Origin of the sequence: Olivibacter sp. LS-1 (assembly GCF_008245145.1) — a bacterium.
GTDB classification, from domain to species: Bacteria; Bacteroidota; Bacteroidia; order Sphingobacteriales; family Sphingobacteriaceae; genus Olivibacter; species Olivibacter oleidegradans.
In genome coordinates this window covers 3,888,719-3,907,075 of sequence record NZ_CP041643.1, presented here as the reverse complement: position 1 = coordinate 3,907,075, position 18,357 = coordinate 3,888,719, and the positions used below count along the sequence as shown (strand labels likewise).

Sequence of the window (18,357 nt, the reverse complement as noted above, 5' to 3'; positions counted from 1 at the left end):
GAATCCAACTATCTGCTTCATTTTTCATTAATTGTCGAATTGTGCTTAAGAATTTTTAGATCGGCAATATGATCGGTTAATCGGGACGAGACATAAATATCAAAAACAAACATCAGCGCACCACATAAAATCAATGCAATAGCAACCCCCTGTTTTCCGGATTCCGGTTTGGCGCGTAGTAATAAAAATAAGGCCAATACAGCAACACACATTTCAATAACTACCCTCGTTCTACTCTCTTTGCGGAAAACTTCTGCCTTCCTTATCTCCATATCGTAACGGATGATCTCTTTTGTTTCTTGACTAACTTTCTTTAACGCATCTTTGTAAAATCCTATTCCGATACCGGCAAACAGAAATGAAAAAAGTACGATTATAAGTATAAAACCAAATGAAAACGGCGTTTTTTTTACCGTAAGAAAAAAAACGCTAAGCACTAAAACTATCAAGTTTAATAAAAGAAGCTTAGTTCCTGTATCGAGTACCGTTTTGTAATAATCTACAATTGCTTCCATAGCTTTCGTTTCGTTCGACTTCTTACAATATTAATCAACAACTTTTTTATATCCAGTGAAAATCATTTTTTGAAGAGCATGTCTGACAATGGACTGACTAAAGCAGTAAAGATAATTTTTTTAATCTGACTATTTTATTTGAAAAGTCAAATAGTTAAATTGCAATGTTTTTTATTAGGTTACCGATTATGGAAAAAGAATTGTCCTTATTTCACCAGTCCTCGACTGCAGTTCTTGATGAGTTAGATTCATTCAAGTTTCGTTTCTCTGTACATGAAATGCAAGATTTACATGAAGCTGTTATGTTGAACAGTCCCATAAGAAGTGAATTTTTCTATATTTTCGTCGTCAAAGCAGGCGAAATTTACTTTAAGCTGAATCGAAAGGAATATCACGCAACAGCAGGTGAGTTATGTGTTATTCCTCCATCCGCTTTGATTGAGGTGTCTGCCATTCTGCCAAAGAGTGAAGCCATTGGTATTGCATTCTGTCCCGATTTTTTCTTAAGTCTGGGTCTTCATTACAGCCATCCGCAGATTCTCGAAATTTTCGCACCTGAGCCATCTCCCATCATAGCGGTAGGAGCAGACGAATTGACAACATTAGACTGGCTACTAAAACGGTTGAAGCAAATTAATTATCCAAAATCCGATCATTTGTTCCAAGAAGAGGTCTTAACCAATACGTTTTCACAATTTATATATGAACTGACTCAAGCCTACCATCGGAATAAGGTTGGAACACAGATAAAGCTTCGTCGCAAAGAGAATCTGGTGCTTCTTTTTTTTAAAGAAGTATCAAAATATTACAAAAAGGAGAGGGGAGTTCAGTTTTATGCAAACTTATTATTTATCACACGTAAATATTTAAGCAAAACAGTTAAACAGGTTACCGGAAAAACACCTGGTTTTTTTATTGACGAGGCCGTAATAAAAGAAGCAAAAATGCTACTGGCTGATCCTAAGTTAAGTATTAGTGAAATTGCTCAATCATTGAATTTTGCCGATCAATCCACTTTCGGAAAATTCTTTAAAAAACAGGTAGGATTGGCACCGACCTCATTCAGAATATAGTCAATTTAGGCGTCTTTTAGACTAAAAATAGCGTCAAAAGAGCCTTTATAGTCTGTTCAAACTGTAAGATATTTGAGTAAACTTTAAAAGAGAATAGAGATATGATTTACAATAAAAACATTCGGGAGAGAATTATCGATACAGCTGTTGAACGTTTTAATCACTACGGCGTTGCCAAGACAACAATGGCTGAAATTATACAAACCGTTGGTATCTCGAGCGCAACAATGACGCTTTATTTCTCAAACAAAATCGAGCTAATTGCCGAAATTGTAAAACATACTTTGCAAGAGGAACGCGAACAGATTAATCGGCTTATCCCCAAGGGTATGCGTGTTTTACCTTCAATTTATAAGCTCCTGGAAATAAGAGAAAGAACGAGGGGTAAGTATAACCACACACAACTGATTTATGGTTATGATGGGGTGTACTCGGGTTTACCCGAATCTGTTTTGACAATGATTAAATCCGCAGACGTAAAGCAGCTTACCCTCATTTTAAGGAGGGGGCTTAGAAGCGGTGAGCTCAAAGATTTTCCATTACAATCCATTGCGACACTATATGCTGAACTATTGTACGGACTAAATTTAGGTGCTAACGCGCGAGTTTGCAGGATGACATTGAGCGACTGTTACAATCCGGAAGAAATCGTAGAAAAGCAAAAGGAAATCAGTAAAATTTTCATTAATGGATTACGTCAACCAGTAAACAACTTTTCTTTGACTTAATTTAAAGTTCTTTATGCAATATTTAGAGAATATGCTTTTTTTGCCTACTTTCGCAGCCTTGCAGAAACAATGGTTGTTTCTGTTTAAATATTAAGCAAAAATGCAAAAATTCAATGAATTAAAGGAATTGATTGCTGCAGCAGAACAAGATGCGGTAGCTTTCTATGAAAAGGGAAACAAGGCTGCGGGTACTAGATTACGTGGAGCATTACAGCAAACAAAAACCTTAGCGCAAGATATTCGTAACGAAGTTACCGCTAAGAAAAACGAAAGCAAATAAGTATTTTATTCAGCTCTAGGCCCGATCACTTGCAGTGATTGGGCTTCTATATACGTCCGATCTTCTTGTTGACTCCTTATTTAGTTCATTATTAAAAGACGCGTTCAAACTCCGCCTTACGCGCGTCACAAGTCGGACAATTATAATCTACTAACAAATCAAATGAGGTTCCCGGACTAATCGAATTTATCGAGTCACCATATAAGGGATCATATCGGGTAAAGCAGTGCTTACATTGATAAATTTGCGCAGGAGCATCGTTCTTTTTACTATTTACTTCCTTTTTTGGAGTAACAGAAAGCCGTAATGTACTATGCATCTCATAATAGACATTACACAATCGGATCAGAAGTTCACCTAATTCTTTTATATCACCGGCACTTCCATAATTAACAAATTCTTTGGAATTCGGGTTGAAGTTAGATGTATGCATTACATGATATAACGTTTCTTCCGAAATTTCTTTTTGTATGATAATGGAACCAAAAAGTCCTGTCTGCTTACTGATTTTAATAGCAAAGCAAAGTTTCGACGTCCGGAGATCAGCCTCTTCAAATGCCTTTACCAGCAACCACTTTAGCTCTTTTGCCTCGTCTGAACGATCTTCCAGTTGCCAATTTAACTCATTGGAGGCATGCCGTACATTGATACGATATTTGTTTAACAACACACTCCATCGAATCCTGTAGGATGGAAGGATATTCTTTATCAAAATTGTTTTCCAAGGTGTTGTATATAACTGGCCTATTCTACAATCCATGCACAAGGTACAGATCTCGATTAAAAAGTCTACAAAAAAATTTTCCCACCTTCTGTATATGCCTAACCAAAGCTTATGTTCACCATAATAATTGATCCCCTCATAAAAAGGAAGATGAAAATCGGTGTGCGTCATGGGAAGATCATAGTACTGCGTATGAAAATCCGCCATTCTGTTTAGCATTTGCACAAGCTGATCCCCATCTGCATTCGGCTTATTATAAAAAAGATGATCGTTATCCATGATAATAAGCTCCAATAGACGACTTATCTCCGCGATATCAGCTGAATAAATAAGAGAAGGCCAAGGATAGATTTTATTTGTTTTCGGAAAACGAACGTGTAAATACCAGTGGTTGCTAATATCCGAAGAAATGAAGTTAAAATTCCCGGTAAAAAAAGGAATCAGGTTTTGATGGCGATCAACGATATTAATTTTCAATCTGGGATGATAATTGAACGAATCCAAGATGTCCTTGTAAACACCTTCCCTTAACCATCCGATAGGAGCAAAGACTTCCTCTGTAACGTACGAACTGACGATGTTTGGATAATCATCTCCATTTACCTCCATGATGGTGTTGGGGATATTGAGCCGGAGATGATGCAAATGTTCAGTAGCAGCGCTAAAAAGTAATTGTTGGCGATTACCGAAACTAACGGTCTCGATTCCGAGTTCTTGGAGAACTTTAAGAACACGCAATAAATTGCCGGCAGAAATGATTCCTCCCGGCAAGTTTATTTTGACGATATATTGTTCCTTTGCTTTCATTTGTTTTATATTATTGCGTGCATTTCAAGCACCTCGGAGAGTATCCTCTTTACCTCCGGCTTACACGATCCACAGCCTGATCCGGCACCTGAGTTAGTACATAGCGAATTCAAATCCCGGCTTCCTTCGTTGATTTTCTGTTTTAGATTGCCTTCGCCAACATTATTACAACTACAAACTAATTTACCAATTACCGGTTCTGCCGTTTTTCCGCTTCGCAATAACTTCAGTCTTTGTTCACCCAGTTCTAATTTCTTTTCTATTAAATCTTTGTACTCCAAAAATTCCGATTTGTCACCTATCAGTATAGTACCGACCAAGCGGTCTTGGTAGATAACACATTTTTTATAATAGCGCTGGGCCCGATCTGTAAAAGTCACTTCCTCATAGCCTGGCTGCCCGCTCGGCGCGGTTGGCAGGCCAATACTGCATAGATGAAAGCCGTGAATTTTGATGATGTTCATAAATAAACTACCCTGGTAGATACGCGCAACATCGCCATTTAGATAGTCGGCTACGACGTTCGCCTGCTGCTCGGCAGCGGCTGTGATACCGTATAGCGTATCCTCGTATTCTGCAATCTCTCCAATGGCGAATATAGCGGGATCATTCGTTTCCATGCGCCCATTTACGGTTATTCCACGTTTATAGGTCAAGCCGCAATCTTTTGCTAATTCAATATTAGGTGTGGTACCTATTGCGAATATAAGGGCGTCGCAATCAATCTTCCGTCCGCTTTTTAAGCCCACACCCGTTAAATACTTGCTCCCGTAGTATAGTTGAATTTCATCTTCATAATAAATGTCGCAGCCTTGATCGACCATTTCTTCATGTAATAACTGGCTCCCCAGTGTATCAAGTTGCCTATTTAGGAAACGGGACACACGTTGAACAATCGTGACGCTTAGGTGTATACTTCGCAACGATGCTGCCATTTCCAGCCCTAACAGTCCACCTCCTACAATAACAACATGTCCATTTGGTGGTAAATAGCTTTTGAATTCATCTGCATCGGAGCGGCTACGCATCGTAAATATTCCCTGCAAAAGCGGAACCCCCTTGGGGAGCGTTGGTCTACTTCCAGTTGCTAAAATAAGTATATCATAGCGTGTTTTTACACCTCTCGAATCTGTTACCTTTTTTGATTCACGATCTATCCCCGTGACGGTTATCCCTTTAAGAAGTGTTATTCTGTAATCTTTCTCTTCCTCTTCGCTCATCTTCAACAACTGCTCCCAGTTTTGTTCACCGCTAATGTAATCCGGTAACATAACCCTATTATAGAATGAGGTGTTTTCCTTGCTGAAAACGATAATTTCGTCGATCTGATTTTTTTCACGATAAGATTTAATAAAACCAAATGCCCCAGCTCCGGCTCCAACGATCACAATGCGTTGCTTTGGTTTGAAAAATTTCTCAATACGAACGGCGCAAAATTTAAAATCCGGTTCTTTTGAAATGGGATCTAATAGATTATTCGTTAAATTGTTGGTTCGATTAAGGTCACTGTTCAATATTTTTCCCCAATGCATTGGCAAGAAAACCACACCTTTTTTTATCCCTTTATCTAGTTTACAAGGCACACTTGTTTCTCCTCTACGCGACTTTACATGAGCAATATCGTTTTCCCTTAATCCCAATTCTCGCGCATCATCAGGATGTATACTGAGGTAAGCCCGAGCTATGTGCTGGTTTAATTTGTTTACTTTTCCGGTTTTGCTTCTTGTATGCCATTGGTCGCGTATTCTTCCTGTCGTGAGAATAAAGGGATAATCGTCGTCGGGCTTTTCACTTCCTAATGAGGTTGATGCAGCATAAATTTTTGCTCGTTTATTATTGGTATAGAACTTAAGGTCTGTGAAAAGGCGGGGTGTTGACTTTTGTTCTGTGTATGGCCACTGGATACTTCTATTGCTCCTTAAGATATCATAAGTCAATTCGCTGATATCGATATTCATTCCTTTTGTTAATTGGGCATGTTCTAGATAAACAGCTTCAGCATCAGGGAAATCAAATCCTTTGAACTGCATTTTTTTTGCAAATCGGCAAAATATCTCTTGGTCAGATAAGGCTTCACCTGGAGGCCTATTTACCTTGGGGAGGTAAGTAATGCGACGCTCGGAGTTAGTCATTGTTCCTTCCTTTTCGCTCCAAGCGGCAGCAGGTAAAATCACATCTGCATACGCAAGTGTTTCCGATTTACTACTTATTTCCTGTACTACTACAAATTTCGCATTTTTGAGAGCTTGCTCTGCTTTCCGCACGTCCGGCAAGCTGATTAGCGGGTTCGTGCAACTAATCCAAATAGCCTTCAATGTACCTTCATTGAGCGCATCGAACATTTGAGTAGCGGTAAGCCCGGGCTTTGAATCAATTGTTTTTCCTCCCCAAAAGACCTGCAAATCTTCTCTGTGTTGCGGATTATTTAGATCCCTGTGTGCCGGAAGTAAATTAGCTAAACCACCTACTTCCCGTCCACCCATAGCATTCGGTTGGCCGGTAAGCGATAAAGGACCGGAGCCAGGTTTCCCGATTGTACCTGTCAGTAGGTGTAAGTTCAGTAAACTGACGTTTTTATCGACCCCCACGACGCTTTGATTCAAGCCCATTGTCCACATACTTAAAAATGCATTGGCAGATCCAATGTACTCAGCGGCCCTATAGATATAGTCTTCACTGATACCACATATATCCGATGCCTCACTGACGGAAATTGTCAAAACTAGGTCCCTTAATTCTTCAAAACCGTCAGTATGCGACTCAATAAAGTTCCAATCCACTTTGCCCGCCTCGATGAGGAGTTTTGCAATGACATGGAATAGTGTAACATCTGTACCTGGTTGTATCTGCAAATGCAGATCGGCTATAGCGCAACTATCAGTAACACGCGGATCTATGACAATAATTTTAACAGCTGGATTGCCGGCTTTGTGTTTCTCAACTCTACGCCAAATGATGGGGTGACACCATGCGGGATTCGCCCCTGCAACCAAAATGCAATCACTTAACTCGATATCATCATAACACACCGGTACACTGTCTTCACCTAACGTCATTTTATAAGCCGCAACGGCGCTACTCATGCATAGTCTCGAGTTAGTGTCAATGTTATTGGTTCCAATAAAGCCTTTCACTAATTTATTCAGCACATAATATTCTTCGGTTAGAAATTGGCCTGACGCATAAAAGGCAACACTGTTTGGACCATACTTTTTTATGAACGTTTTAAATACTGCGGCCGTGCGTTCAAGTGCAGTGTCCCAATCTACACGCTGTAAAGGCATATCTTTGTGGTACCGCATTTGGGGAAATAGTAAACGATCACTTTGATCATTCACAGTATGATGAAGATTCATACCTTTGCTACAAAGTAAACCTTTATTTGAAGGATGGCTCTCGTCGCCTCTTACACGAATAGTTCCATCAGATTGTTTTTCAATAACAACACCACATCCCACCCCACAATAGCAGCAGGTGCTTTTTAATTCTTTTGAACTGTTCTTAGCATCTTTCATGTAAGATTGATTAAGCCTGTATAATCAATTCTGTGTCTTCCACCAAACCTGATTTCGATTTTTTAAATGGGGTAGCGAAAATCACGAAAGCCACACCGAGAATAATAAAGCCTATATATTGGAAAGCTTCGGTATAGGTGATCTGGTTTGACTTAAAAAGGAAGCCGAAAAACATTCCGCCCGCATTACCACCGGCCCCTACAATGCCACTGATAAGTCCAACATTCTTCTTGTTTACAAACGGTGTGATGGCATATGTAACTCCGTTTGCCATTTTTAAGAATAGCGCAAAGGTCAACATGGAGACGATAGCAAAAAGAAATGATCCTGCCTGAGCAAACAACAGAACACCAAGACCTTCCAATAGCAGTACGAGGCCAAGCAGCACCCCTTTACCTCTAATTCCGTAAGATAATCCCACTTTATCCGCCGCTATCCCTCCTAAGGCGCGTGCAAATAAATTCATAAAACCAAAGATGCCTGCCCAGAATCCTGCACTACTTTGAGAAAGAGAAAACGCGTCCACAAAATGAAGTGCCGCAACGTTATCAAAAGTTATCTCCATACCAAAACACATCGCATAAGCAAGTGTTAATGCCCATATGCGCCAATCTTTTAAAACTTTCCAATCCGTTTTATGATTTTGTTTTGTATGTCGATCAATTTCATCAAAGTTACCGGCAGGCGTATCTTTGGTGTATCGCCAATAGAGAAAAGCGACGATCAACATCAGTATACCGGGAACAATCATCGCGTAACGCCATGCATACGCCGGCCCGTAACCAAACCCAACAATACCGGCAAATATCAATGGCATAACCATATTGGTTACCCCTCCACCTAAGTTACCCCAACCGCCTGTAATGGCATTTGCAGTTCCTTTAATATTCGCTGCGAACATCATACTGGTATGGTATTGAGTGATGACAAAGGATGCGCCGATAACCCCGATAGCTAAACGAAATAGAAGAAAGGTCTCATAAGAACGCGCTAATCCAACCGAAAACACCGGCACGGAACCGATTATAAGAAGCCAGACGGCAGTTTTCCGAGGCCCTAGGATATCGCATAATCGGCCAATAATTAAGCGTGCTATGATTGTAGATGATACGGAAGCAATAATGATATTTCCGACCTGTTCTTTTGTAAGCCCCATTTCATCCCTGATAGTGGGCATTAGTGGAGCAAGACCAAACCATCCAAAAAAGCAAATAAAGAACATAAGCCAAGTTATGTGGAAGGTGCGCATCTGTAGTCCTTTTAGACTGAACAAGGGCAGTTTTTTTAAAGGTTGGAGAGTCGAGGCTTTCATAAGCATAATGTTAAATTGATTGTTGACTAAAAAGCGTAAAATGAAATTAAATCGTTTTTTTTAAGTATTCGATTCGCACGATGATGACGTGCTATACCATCGGCAAATAGACCAAGTCGTACATCACCGGAACCATTGATTGGGATAGGCGCTAACTTATGTTCCTCAGAAAATTGAACAGGAAAAAAATCGTCGAAGGTTGACTTTCCAATCCGATCACATGCCAACGGAAACTTAACTGAGCTAGTTGGTTTGGAATTTAAGAAAGATCTAATAAACAATATATAGGTTGTCAAACACGAAAATGGATTCCCGGGTATACCAAACACCAAACAGCCACTGGGAAGTTTTCCGCACCATAATGGCTTTCCGGGCTTTATCGCTACATGATGAAAGAGCAATTCTGCTCCGAGTGTTTTCATAACGGTTGGCACCAGGTCGCGATCACCGGCAGAAACCCCACCGTTAACGAGCATGATGTCACTATCCATGCGTTCCATAAAACCTTTATACAGATCGGCTTCAGTATCTTTAATATGCCGAATGGATTCAGGTATAATGCCGTCTTTAGCCAATAAAGCCGTTAAGAGATATTGGTTACTATTTCGTATTTGCACTTCATTTGGACTTTCTTCCAGTCCTACAATTTCGTCGCCCGTTGTAAAAACGCTGACCTTCGGCTTACGGAAAACCACGGGATTAGTTACACCAAGTGTCGCCAATAAACTTATTATAGAAGGCGTTATGTAAGTATTGTATGGGATAACCACTTCGCCACTTTGCAAATCTTGTCCGCGTAAAGCAATATTTGCATGGCTTTTGATCTTTTCATGATGAACAATTGACGCCTTGTTTGCGACATATAGCAAATCTTCGTTACGCACGATCGTATCAGCAGAAGATGGCACTGCAGCCCCTGTCATAATTTTATAGCAATTTCCATGGGTTAATACCCCATCACTAGCACTCCCTGCATAAATAACCTCCTGAATGTTAAAATTTTGCACACCGTCTAAATAATCTTGAAAACGAATAGCAATACCATCCATGGCTGCCCGATTATAGGGAGGATAGGGCCTGTCAGCTCTTACCTCTTGAGCCAAGCGATAACCCAAGGCATCAGAAAGACAGATTGTCATCTGATGGAGTTTTTTTGTGCTTGAGGAAATAAGCCGTAAGGCGTCTTCGTATGAAATCATGGCTTCTCGTCGCGTTTAATAACTTTTGATTTTCGCAAACCCTTGTTCTACGATTTTATACGTAAAGAGAGGTTTATCGTGATCAAATTTAGCATAAAAAAATCTATATACGCAAATTTTTACGTAAATTATTGTTTTATATTAAGTAAATATACTTATTTTTGATAAGTCAATTGAAAGTAAAGCACTACAGTTGACAATTAAGGGGTTCAAAATAAATAAAGAAGTAGGATGAAAAGACCGAAGATTACATTGGTGGGTGCGGGTCCCGGAGATCCGGAATTACTAAGTCTTGCGGGTGCTCGCGCACTCGAAACAGCGGATGTTGTTTTGTACGATGCGCTGGTTAATCCCGCAATCTTAGCATACGCAAAAAAAAATATAAAAAAAATATTTGTTGGAAAGAGAGCGGGGTGTCATTCCTATGTTCAAGACAATATTAATAAAATGTTAGTTGATTTTGCCAATAGCTATGGACATGTAGTACGTTTAAAAGGTGGCGATCCTTATATTTTTGGACGTGGAAGCGAGGAGCTTCAATTCGCCAAATCGAAAAATATTGAAACTTCCGTTATACCGGGAGTTTCCAGTGCTATCGCAGTTGCGGAATTAGCAGGCATTTCGCTTATAAATAAAAACGGTTCTTCTGACTTCTGGGTAATTACCGGTTCAACAAAGGATGGGGGCTTATCAAGGGATTTATATCTTGCCGCCAAATTAGATCAAACCGTTGTAATATTAATGGGAATCCAGCATATAGAAAAGATTGTTGAGCTTTATAAAATGGAGGGCAGGGGCAGTTTACCCATAGCGATTATCCAAAATGGCTCACTGGATAATCAGCGCATGGTATTTTCTACTATTGAAACGGTTCTACACGAGATTGCTGATAAGCAAGTTCTAACACCGGCAATTCTTGTTATCGGGAAATCGGCGGCAATCGAGCGGTGTTAACCCGTTGCTAATCGACTCTCTAAAACTTCTTCCACCGAAAAGGCCGCAGCCTTCAACATCCGTACGCAGGGATTTATGACAACAAGCTTGTATTGATCTTCCGCTAATCTGTCTTGTATTTCCATTAACGTATAACAATCAACACCGCCGCCAAAATCGTTTACAAGGACAGGTGTCTCTTGATGCCGATAGATACTAATAATAGTTGCCATGAATTTTAAGGCATCTATATTTATGTGTTTAATTGCCATTGCAGCATTTGAAGAAGCTACCGCATGAATTTTTTCAACCATTTCTTTTACAGATGGATAAAAAAAACGGGCATCACATACCCAAAAGCTTTCATTACGGTTTCGAATGGTTAAAGGGAAATGGTTCTGTCCTGCAATTCTATTAACCACGTTCACACCGGGAATAATCGATAGCTGATATCCGATCCCTTTTAGATAGCAGACTATCGACCCTTCCTCCTCACTGATGTCGGTATCATTACCACTAATGTGTACAATGTTGCTTGGCAGTCTATCCGGACGGGCTGACAAATAGCTACGAAGTTCATTTATATGGAGTTTAATACTGTTTACAGGTACCAGCTCATTGATTTCATCCGAAATAGCTGAATCGACCACCAAAAATTGTGCTTCGGCAATACATTTCGCCGCTTTTACGGTAAGAAAGCGAAGGTCTTCGGCATCCTTTATGAGTGTGTATTTCATAACATCTTATTTTTAAGTAAAAATACGTAAAATATTTTGCTTTTCATTTGCTATTTTAAAAATATATTCCTTTTTTTGATAAAAATTAAGTTTATATACGTAAAACACCTCTGATATGAAAATTATTATCGTTGGAAATGGCATGGTTAGTTACAAGTTTTGCGAAAAAATACGTAAAAAATCAAACAGTAACCACATCGAAATTACCGTTTATGGAGAAGAACATCGTCCTGCGTACGATAGAGTTCATCTGAGTGAATATTTTTCGGGAAAATCAGCCGACGATTTGCTGTTGGCACCTACCGGCTGGTACAATGAACATCATATTAAATTGGTGACTGGGGAGTTGGTTACCGAAATTGATCCGACAAAAAAGAAAATAACCACTCATAAAGGAACAAGCGATAGTTACGATAAACTTATACTGGCAACCGGTTCATCTCCTTTTATCCCCCCTTTGCATGGAATCGATAAAACGGGCGTTTTTGCCTACCGAACTATCGAGGATTTACAACAGATGGAGATCTACGGCAAAACAGCAAAAAAAGCAGTTGTCATAGGTGGTGGCCTGTTGGGATTAGAGGCAGCTAAAGCCTTGCTGGATATGGGACTGGAAACGCATATTGTGGAATTTGCAGACCGCTTAATGCCACGTCAATTAGATGTAAGGGGAGCCTTCATATTGCGCAATAAGTTATCAGCGCTCGGCTTACACATACATACGTCAAAAAGCACCAAGGAAATATTAGGAACTGACAAAATCGCTGGACTTGCCTTTGCAGATGGAAGTATATTGGATTGTGATATGTTGGTTATTTCCGCCGGGATAAGACCCCGGGATGAATTGGCTTCTAAAAGTGGGATACAAACGGGCAGCAGGGGTGGAATTTTGGTAGATAATCATTTGCAAACCAATTTCCCGGATATCTATGCGATCGGAGAGGTGGCATTACATAATGAAATGATCTATGGATTAGTAGCCCCAGGTTACGAAATGGCCGAAGTCGTGGCTTCCAGGCTATGTGGGGACTATGACAAATCATTTACCGGCTTTGACATGTCAACTAAACTTAAATTAATAGGTGTTGATGTTGCAAGTTTTGGAGACGCACTGGATCCAGAAGAGGAGTGTGTTCCCATTGTTTTTGAAAATAAAGCGAAGGGTGTCTACAAAAGAATTAATGTAACAAGAGATGGTAAGTACCTTAAAGGAGGAATTCTGGTAGGCGAGGCGGATTCTTATAACATGCTTTTACAAATTGCACAAAACGGTTTGCCTTTACCGGAAGATCCTGCTGATTTGATTCTGGGAAGTCGCAGTGCGGGACAAAGCAGTGGACAGGGCGTCGATTCCTTGCCCGATACCGCTCAAATCTGCTCCTGCGAGGGAATTAGCAAAGGGAACATTTGTGAGGCGATTGCAAAAGATGAATTGACTGATTTAGCAGGAATAAAGAAAGCCACGAAGGCCTGCACAGGATGTGGCGGATGCACACCCCTGGTGGCTGATCTTTTAAAATCTGTTTTGGAATCTCAAGGTAAGGTTGTCAAGAAAACACTATGCGAGCACTTTGCCTATACAAGACAAGAACTATACGACCTCATTAAAATTCAAAATATAAAGAGCTATAGCGAGCTTTTGGGTCGTTATGGCGAAGGTGACGGATGCGAGGTCTGCAAACCGGCAGTAGCATCGTTGCTTGCCAGCATATGGAACGAAGTTATTCTTAAACAAAGTACCATACAAGATACGAACGATCGTTTCTTAGCCAATATCCAGAAGGGTGGCTCTTATTCGGTAGTACCAAGAATACCTGCAGGGGAGATTACGCCGGATAAACTACTAGTAATTGCGCAGGTAGCAAAGAAGTATAACCTCTACACGAAGATTACCGGTGGGCAACGTATAGACCTATTTGGCGCCCAATTGCACGAGCTTCCCGCCATTTGGGAAGAGCTTATTGCAGCCGGTTTTGAAAGCGGTCATGCTTATGGAAAGTCGCTAAGAACCATAAAAAGCTGTGTCGGATCAACTTGGTGCCGATTCGGCGTGCAGGATTCAGTTGGTTTTGCCATAGAAATAGAAAATCGCTATAAGGGTTTACGAGCGCCTCACAAGTTAAAAGGAGCGGTTTCCGGTTGTATACGCGAGTGTGCAGAAGCTCAATCCAAAGATTTTGGAATTATTGCAACAGAGAAAGGATGGAATTTATATGTCTGCGGCAATGGTGGAGCAAGACCGCAGCATGCGCAATTGCTGATTGGAGATATTGATAAAGATAGTTGTATACGCTATTTAGACCGCTTCCTGATGTACTACATTAAAACGGCTGAACCGCTCACACGTACGGCTACTTGGTTGAACAAGTTAGAAGGCGGACTACCTTATTTATATGATGTGGTCGTTAATGATGTGCTGGGTATAGGAGCTGAACTGGAAGTTGAGATGGAAAGCTTAATTGCGAACTATGAATGCGAATGGAAGCATGCTGTCGAAAACGAATCAATAAGGAGACGATTCAAACATTTTGCTAATAGTGACGAAGGCGATCCTTTCCTGCAATTTGAGGAGCTTCGTGGACAACGAATTCCTACTAACTGGAATGTTATTGTGTAACGTTTTAAATGAATAAAAATGCAAAAAATAGATTATTTGAGTTATAAACCATCCGACGAACAACATGTAGATCATTGGTTGAAGGTTGGTACCAGTGATGAGTTTCCGGAAAACGGCGGGCTGTGCTTCAAGCACAGAGAGCTCCAGATTGCCGTATTTAATTTCACTAATCGGAATGAATGGTATGCGTGCCAAAACCTTTGCCCTCATAAAATGCAGATGATTTTATCGAGAGGCATGATCGGCTCGCAGCAAGGAGAACCTAAAGTGGCTTGTCCCTTTCATAAAAAAACCTTTTCATTGAAAACAGGCGAATGTCTAAACGGAGACGAGTGCCATATAACCACCTTTCCTGTCAAAGAGATCAACGGGGAAATATATGTTGGGTTAATAGAAAGAGCAGAACATGCAATTCAGCAGGACCTGAAAGTATAGCAACATAATTCCGGATTATGGATTATAATAAACCAACACAAATCGCTGCAAGTATGATTCAGGCAGGCGTTGATAAGCTTATGTTAGCGAGTAGAGACTTGCTAATCAGGGGTGTGTTGTCCGGTGCCATTTTAGGCTTTGGTACAACCTTAGCACTAACGGCTACGACACAAACCGGACTCGCCATCGTAGGTGCAGCATTATTTCCGGCTTGTTTTATAATCATCGTCTTAATGGGGTTAGAACTTGTCACCGGTAGCTTTGCCGTGCTTCCCATGGCTTACATGGACAAGAAAACAGATGCGCTATCGGTACTCAAAAACCTACTGTTGGTTTTTATCGGCAACTTACTTGGTGGACTTCTCTACGCCTTTCTCTTTTGCCTATCAACCACCCAATTTGGGCACGAGGAAAAGAATGCGGTGGCACTACTCATTGTAAAACTTGCTGAAACGAAAACCTTAACTTATGCTTCTTACGGTTTTGACGGCCTCTTCAGCGCCTTCACTAAAGGTGTCCTCTGCAATTGGATGGTTACAACCGGTATCGTATTGGGCATGAGCTCAACATCTTCTACCGGAAAGATCGTCGCATCATGGTTGCCTATTTTTATATTCTTCGGACAAGGTTTTGAGCATGCAGTTGTAAATATGTTCTTAATTCCAGCCGGCATTATATTGGGCGCGAACGTTTCTTTTGCTGACTGGTGGTTATTCAATCAACTCCCGGTTACATTCGGCAATTTCATAGGCGGCATCCTATTTACGGCACTTCCACTGTATTACTCATTTCATAAAAAAACAAAACAAACCAGCGACATTGAAAAAAGATACCCATCCTCCAAGCGAATACAAACAGAGGTAAAGGAAGAACAATTTTCATAAAGCAGCGTGGTGTATGATAATAACGCAATATTCGTAGCTTTGGATAATACAAACGAATGCCAAAACATCGTGCGAATATATACACAGCATAATCAATTCAGCAGACTAAGAGCGTATTATCTTCTAGCGCTTAGCATTATAGCCTTAAGTATTATCATAGGGCAATTTTTAGTACAAAGGCACTTAAGGGAGCAGGAAAGTGATGCACATATCGTCAACATGGCGGGTAGGCAGCGGATGTTGAGCCAAAAGATAAGCAAACTCATTTTACTAACAAATAGGTTAAACACAAAAGAACGTGACAGCCTTCTAAAAGAGCTCGCTTCCGTTAACGCGGAATGGATCGAGAACAACACCAGCCTACGCTACGGAAATGAAGCGGCAGCCATACCAATCAGTAAAAGCAAAGCGATCAACAGACTTTTTCTTGAAAATCAACCCGTTTTTGATAGCATTTATTTTGCCAGCAACCGTATTTATTCTCAGTTGAAAAATGGCGATAAATCTAGCTATCCACTTCTTGAAAATGATATGCGAACTGTTTTGAAACATGAGCCCATCTTTCTTCGGCATATGGATTCAATCGTGAACACCTATGAAAAACTTGCGTCGGGAAAGATCGTGAAATTGAAACGAACGGAGTATATTCTCTTTGGTATTTCTCTCCTTATAATCATATTGGAAGTACTGTTGATTTTTATACCTACAACACGAAAAGTAAATGAAACACTCATCAAACTAATCAAATCTGAAAGTGATGCCCAGCAAATGAGCAAGGAAATCGGGGCTCTTTATGCTTCACTGGAGGAATCTTATGAACGCATATCAGGCATTACCTTACCCGTTGCGCCCCCCCGTCTGATTGCCAAATCAGATAAAGGCGGAAACCTTTACTATGTAAGCGATTATTATTTACGCAGCTTCTCTCATGAAGAGCAACGATATAAAACTATTGCCAATTTATTCGGTTTAGCAGGAGAAGCCGCAGATGACTTTAATGACCAATTGATCGATGTGGTATCAAATTTAAAAAACTGGCATAAAGAACTGGTTTACAGCGATAAGTCAGGCGAGAAACGGCATATGGATATACATATTATACCGATATATAATCAAGAAGGCGAAGTAGATGTGCTACAGGTTTTTGCTGCTGATATGACGCCGAGACGATTAGCCGAACAAGACATGTATAAAAAGGACAGGGCAGAAATAGAGCGGAAAGTTAATGAACAGAAATTCAGATCTATCCTGGTATTAGAAGGACAAGAAGAAGAGCGAAAACGTATCGCCATGAATATACATGATGGCATCGGACAAATGCTTACTTCGCTTAAGTTTCAAACTGCTTCGATCGACCTTTCCAAAACAAAAGAAACTGAGCAGAAATTACTGGATATAAATAAACTTATAAAAGATATCATTCAAGAAGTACGTATCGTTACATTCAACTTAAAGCCGCCTGTGTTGAGTGATTATGGTTTGGTTGCCGGATTGAAAAACCTGGTTCAGGAAATAGATAAACTCAGCAATAATCGCTTAATTTTTGAAAATATAACTGATTTCCAACAAAGGCTTTCGCCAAAAGTAGAAAACAACATATATAGGATTGTGCAAGAGGCTGTGAACAATGCTATTAAATACGCGAACTCACCGACAGTGCTCGTGTCTTTAGAGCATAACACAGATGAGCTTGTTCTTACAATAAAAGATACCGGTGTGGGTTTCGAAAGTAAATCCACCGATCTATTTCACGCAGATTATGGACACGGCTTCCTAAATATGCAAGAACGGGCCACTTATATTAATGGGAAGCTATTGATCGAATCAAAACCTGGATTAGGGACAATTATAAAGCTTTTTGTACCTTTGAAAAATAAACCAGGAAATATAGCTATATGAGTAAAATTACGGTGCTTTTAGCCGACGATCACATTTTAGTGCGTAATGGAATCAAAGCAATGTTGGAGGCAGATGACGATATAATGGTTATAGGCGAAGCGGATAATGGTATGCAAGCGATTCAACGTGTACAGGAGCTTCAGCCTGATTTAGCTATTATGGATATTCGTATGCCTGAAATGAACGGTCTGGAAGCATGTGAGGCTATTACCCAAAACAAGGAAAACACGAAAGTCGTTATGTTGTCTATGCATGATACCGAAGATTACGTACTCGAATCTTTACGGGTTGGCGCATGGGGGTATTTGCTTAAGGATACTGATAAGAATGAGTTCATAAAAGCACTAAAACAAATCAACAATGGTATCCGGTATTACAGCGGTTCTGTATCCAATGTATTGGCCAATCAATTGTTGGGAGGAGCTGGAAGTAGTAGCATACGGGTGAACGAAGCGGTTGAAAGTAACACCGATATTTACGGCCTCTCTAAACGTGAAAAACAAATACTTGGTATGGTCATAAACGGTAAACATAATAAAGATATAGCTGAAGTACTTGGGAAAAGTGTGCGCACAATTGAAACACATCGTTTTAATATCATGAAAAAATTAGGGGTAAACAATGCCGTCGACATGATTAATAAGGCTATGAAGGAAAACCTAATATAAACACGTAATTTTACTTGATTTGTTTTATATA

At 40.2% G+C, this 18,357-nt stretch carries 15 protein-coding genes; 9 read left to right on the top strand and 6 right to left on the bottom strand.

What is annotated here, in order from left to right; genetic code table 11:
- Nucleotides 1–17: 17 nt before the first annotated feature.
- Nucleotides 18–515 carry a hypothetical protein gene (locus FKG96_RS16040; protein ID WP_130855930.1) on the bottom strand — a complete coding sequence of 166 codons (498 nt, stop codon included), beginning with the start codon at nt 513–515 and terminating at the stop codon, nt 18–20.
- A gap of 188 nt (nt 516–703) precedes the next feature.
- Here FKG96_RS16040 and FKG96_RS16035 point away from each other — a divergent pair, with 188 nt between their 5' ends.
- The 3 genes from FKG96_RS16035 to FKG96_RS16025 all read left to right on the top strand — a co-directional run bounded on the left by FKG96_RS16035 (nt 704) and on the right by FKG96_RS16025 (nt 2,596).
- A complete protein-coding gene (locus FKG96_RS16035) occupies nt 704–1,588 on the top strand; it encodes an AraC family transcriptional regulator (RefSeq protein ID WP_165446960.1) in 885 nt (294 codons plus the stop codon).
- Nucleotides 1,589–1,689: 101 nt separating this feature from the next.
- On the top strand, nt 1,690–2,316 hold the full coding sequence (locus FKG96_RS16030) for a TetR/AcrR family transcriptional regulator (RefSeq protein WP_130855932.1): 627 nt from the start codon (nt 1,690–1,692) through the stop codon (nt 2,314–2,316).
- A 100-nt stretch (nt 2,317–2,416) separates the two neighbouring features.
- Nucleotides 2,417–2,596: a hypothetical protein gene (locus FKG96_RS16025; RefSeq protein ID WP_013667009.1), complete on the top strand. Its 180-nt coding sequence runs from the start codon at nt 2,417–2,419 to the stop codon at nt 2,594–2,596.
- Nucleotides 2,597–2,687: 91 nt separating this feature from the next.
- Here the strand turns inward: FKG96_RS16025 and FKG96_RS16020 are convergent, their stop codons facing one another.
- From FKG96_RS16020 to FKG96_RS16005, 4 genes are read right to left on the bottom strand one after another with little or no spacing between them, the layout of a single operon-like run.
- Nucleotides 2,688–4,127: a rubredoxin gene (locus FKG96_RS16020; RefSeq protein ID WP_130855933.1), complete on the bottom strand. Its 1,440-nt coding sequence runs from the start codon at nt 4,125–4,127 to the stop codon at nt 2,688–2,690.
- Between the two features lie 5 nt (nt 4,128–4,132).
- Complete coding sequence (locus FKG96_RS16015; protein WP_130855934.1) at nt 4,133–7,642, bottom strand: nitrate reductase; 3,510 nt, start codon at nt 7,640–7,642, stop codon at nt 4,133–4,135.
- A 10-nt stretch (nt 7,643–7,652) separates the two neighbouring features.
- On the bottom strand, nt 7,653–8,954 hold the full coding sequence (locus tag FKG96_RS16010) for an MFS transporter (RefSeq protein WP_242627181.1): 1,302 nt from the start codon (nt 8,952–8,954) through the stop codon (nt 7,653–7,655).
- Nucleotides 8,955–8,980: 26 nt separating this feature from the next.
- The gene (locus FKG96_RS16005) at nt 8,981–10,153 is read right to left on the bottom strand and encodes a molybdopterin molybdotransferase MoeA (protein WP_130855936.1); all 1,173 of its coding nucleotides are present in this window, start codon (nt 10,151–10,153) and stop codon (nt 8,981–8,983) included.
- Nucleotides 10,154–10,384: 231 nt separating this feature from the next.
- Between FKG96_RS16005 and cobA the strand changes: the two genes are divergently transcribed.
- Nucleotides 10,385–11,107, top strand: a complete 723-nt coding sequence (cobA, locus tag FKG96_RS16000) for a uroporphyrinogen-III C-methyltransferase (protein ID WP_130855937.1) — start codon at nt 10,385–10,387, stop codon at nt 11,105–11,107.
- Here the strand turns inward: cobA and FKG96_RS15995 are convergent.
- The gene (locus FKG96_RS15995; protein ID WP_130855938.1) at nt 11,104–11,823 is read right to left on the bottom strand and encodes a hypothetical protein; all 720 of its coding nucleotides are present in this window, start codon (nt 11,821–11,823) and stop codon (nt 11,104–11,106) included. The genes cobA and FKG96_RS15995 overlap by 4 nt on opposite strands.
- Before the next feature lie 115 nt (nt 11,824–11,938).
- Here FKG96_RS15995 and nirB point away from each other — a divergent pair, with 115 nt between their 5' ends.
- The 5 genes from nirB to FKG96_RS15970 all read left to right on the top strand — a co-directional run bounded on the left by nirB (nt 11,939) and on the right by FKG96_RS15970 (nt 18,326).
- Nucleotides 11,939–14,440: a nitrite reductase large subunit NirB gene (gene nirB / locus FKG96_RS15990; protein ID WP_013667001.1), complete on the top strand. Its 2,502-nt coding sequence runs from the start codon at nt 11,939–11,941 to the stop codon at nt 14,438–14,440.
- A gap of 18 nt (nt 14,441–14,458) precedes the next feature.
- Complete coding sequence (gene nirD / locus FKG96_RS15985) at nt 14,459–14,875, top strand: nitrite reductase small subunit NirD (RefSeq protein WP_013667000.1); 417 nt, start codon at nt 14,459–14,461, stop codon at nt 14,873–14,875.
- Nucleotides 14,876–14,892: 17 nt separating this feature from the next.
- Entirely contained in the window at nt 14,893–15,759 is an 867-nt protein-coding gene (locus tag FKG96_RS15980) for a formate/nitrite transporter family protein (RefSeq protein ID WP_130855939.1), read from the top strand.
- Nucleotides 15,760–15,828: 69 nt separating this feature from the next.
- Entirely contained in the window at nt 15,829–17,658 is a 1,830-nt protein-coding gene (locus FKG96_RS15975) for an ATP-binding protein (protein WP_130855940.1), read from the top strand.
- A complete protein-coding gene (locus FKG96_RS15970; RefSeq protein ID WP_013666997.1) occupies nt 17,655–18,326 on the top strand; it encodes a response regulator transcription factor in 672 nt (223 codons plus the stop codon). Before FKG96_RS15975 ends, FKG96_RS15970 begins: the two co-directional genes overlap by 4 nt.
- Nucleotides 18,327–18,357: the final 31 nt, after the last annotated feature.

Bases quoted from the DNA above. Each gene is read 5' to 3' on its own strand.
- nirD (WP_013667000.1), top strand. From the start codon at position 14,459: ATGCAAAAAATAGATTATTTGAGTTATAAACCATCCGACGAACAACAT.
- FKG96_RS15970 (WP_013666997.1), top strand. From the start codon at position 17,655: ATGAGTAAAATTACGGTGCTTTTAGCCGACGATCACATTTTAGTGCGT.
- FKG96_RS16010 (WP_242627181.1), bottom strand. From the start codon at position 8,954: ATGAAAGCCTCGACTCTCCAACCTTTAAAAAAACTGCCCTTGTTCAGT.
- FKG96_RS16030 (WP_130855932.1), top strand. From the start codon at position 1,690: ATGATTTACAATAAAAACATTCGGGAGAGAATTATCGATACAGCTGTT.
- FKG96_RS16025 (WP_013667009.1), top strand. From the start codon at position 2,417: ATGCAAAAATTCAATGAATTAAAGGAATTGATTGCTGCAGCAGAACAA.
- FKG96_RS16040 (WP_130855930.1), bottom strand. From the start codon at position 515: ATGGAAGCAATTGTAGATTATTACAAAACGGTACTCGATACAGGAACT.
- FKG96_RS15980 (WP_130855939.1), top strand. From the start codon at position 14,893: ATGGATTATAATAAACCAACACAAATCGCTGCAAGTATGATTCAGGCA.
- nirB (WP_013667001.1), top strand. From the start codon at position 11,939: ATGAAAATTATTATCGTTGGAAATGGCATGGTTAGTTACAAGTTTTGC.
- FKG96_RS15995 (WP_130855938.1), bottom strand. From the start codon at position 11,823: ATGAAATACACACTCATAAAGGATGCCGAAGACCTTCGCTTTCTTACC.
- FKG96_RS16035 (WP_165446960.1), top strand. From the start codon at position 704: ATGGAAAAAGAATTGTCCTTATTTCACCAGTCCTCGACTGCAGTTCTT.
- FKG96_RS16020 (WP_130855933.1), bottom strand. From the start codon at position 4,127: ATGAAAGCAAAGGAACAATATATCGTCAAAATAAACTTGCCGGGAGGA.
- FKG96_RS16015 (WP_130855934.1), bottom strand. From the start codon at position 7,642: ATGAAAGATGCTAAGAACAGTTCAAAAGAATTAAAAAGCACCTGCTGC.
- FKG96_RS16005 (WP_130855936.1), bottom strand. From the start codon at position 10,153: ATGATTTCATACGAAGACGCCTTACGGCTTATTTCCTCAAGCACAAAA.
- cobA (WP_130855937.1), top strand. From the start codon at position 10,385: ATGAAAAGACCGAAGATTACATTGGTGGGTGCGGGTCCCGGAGATCCG.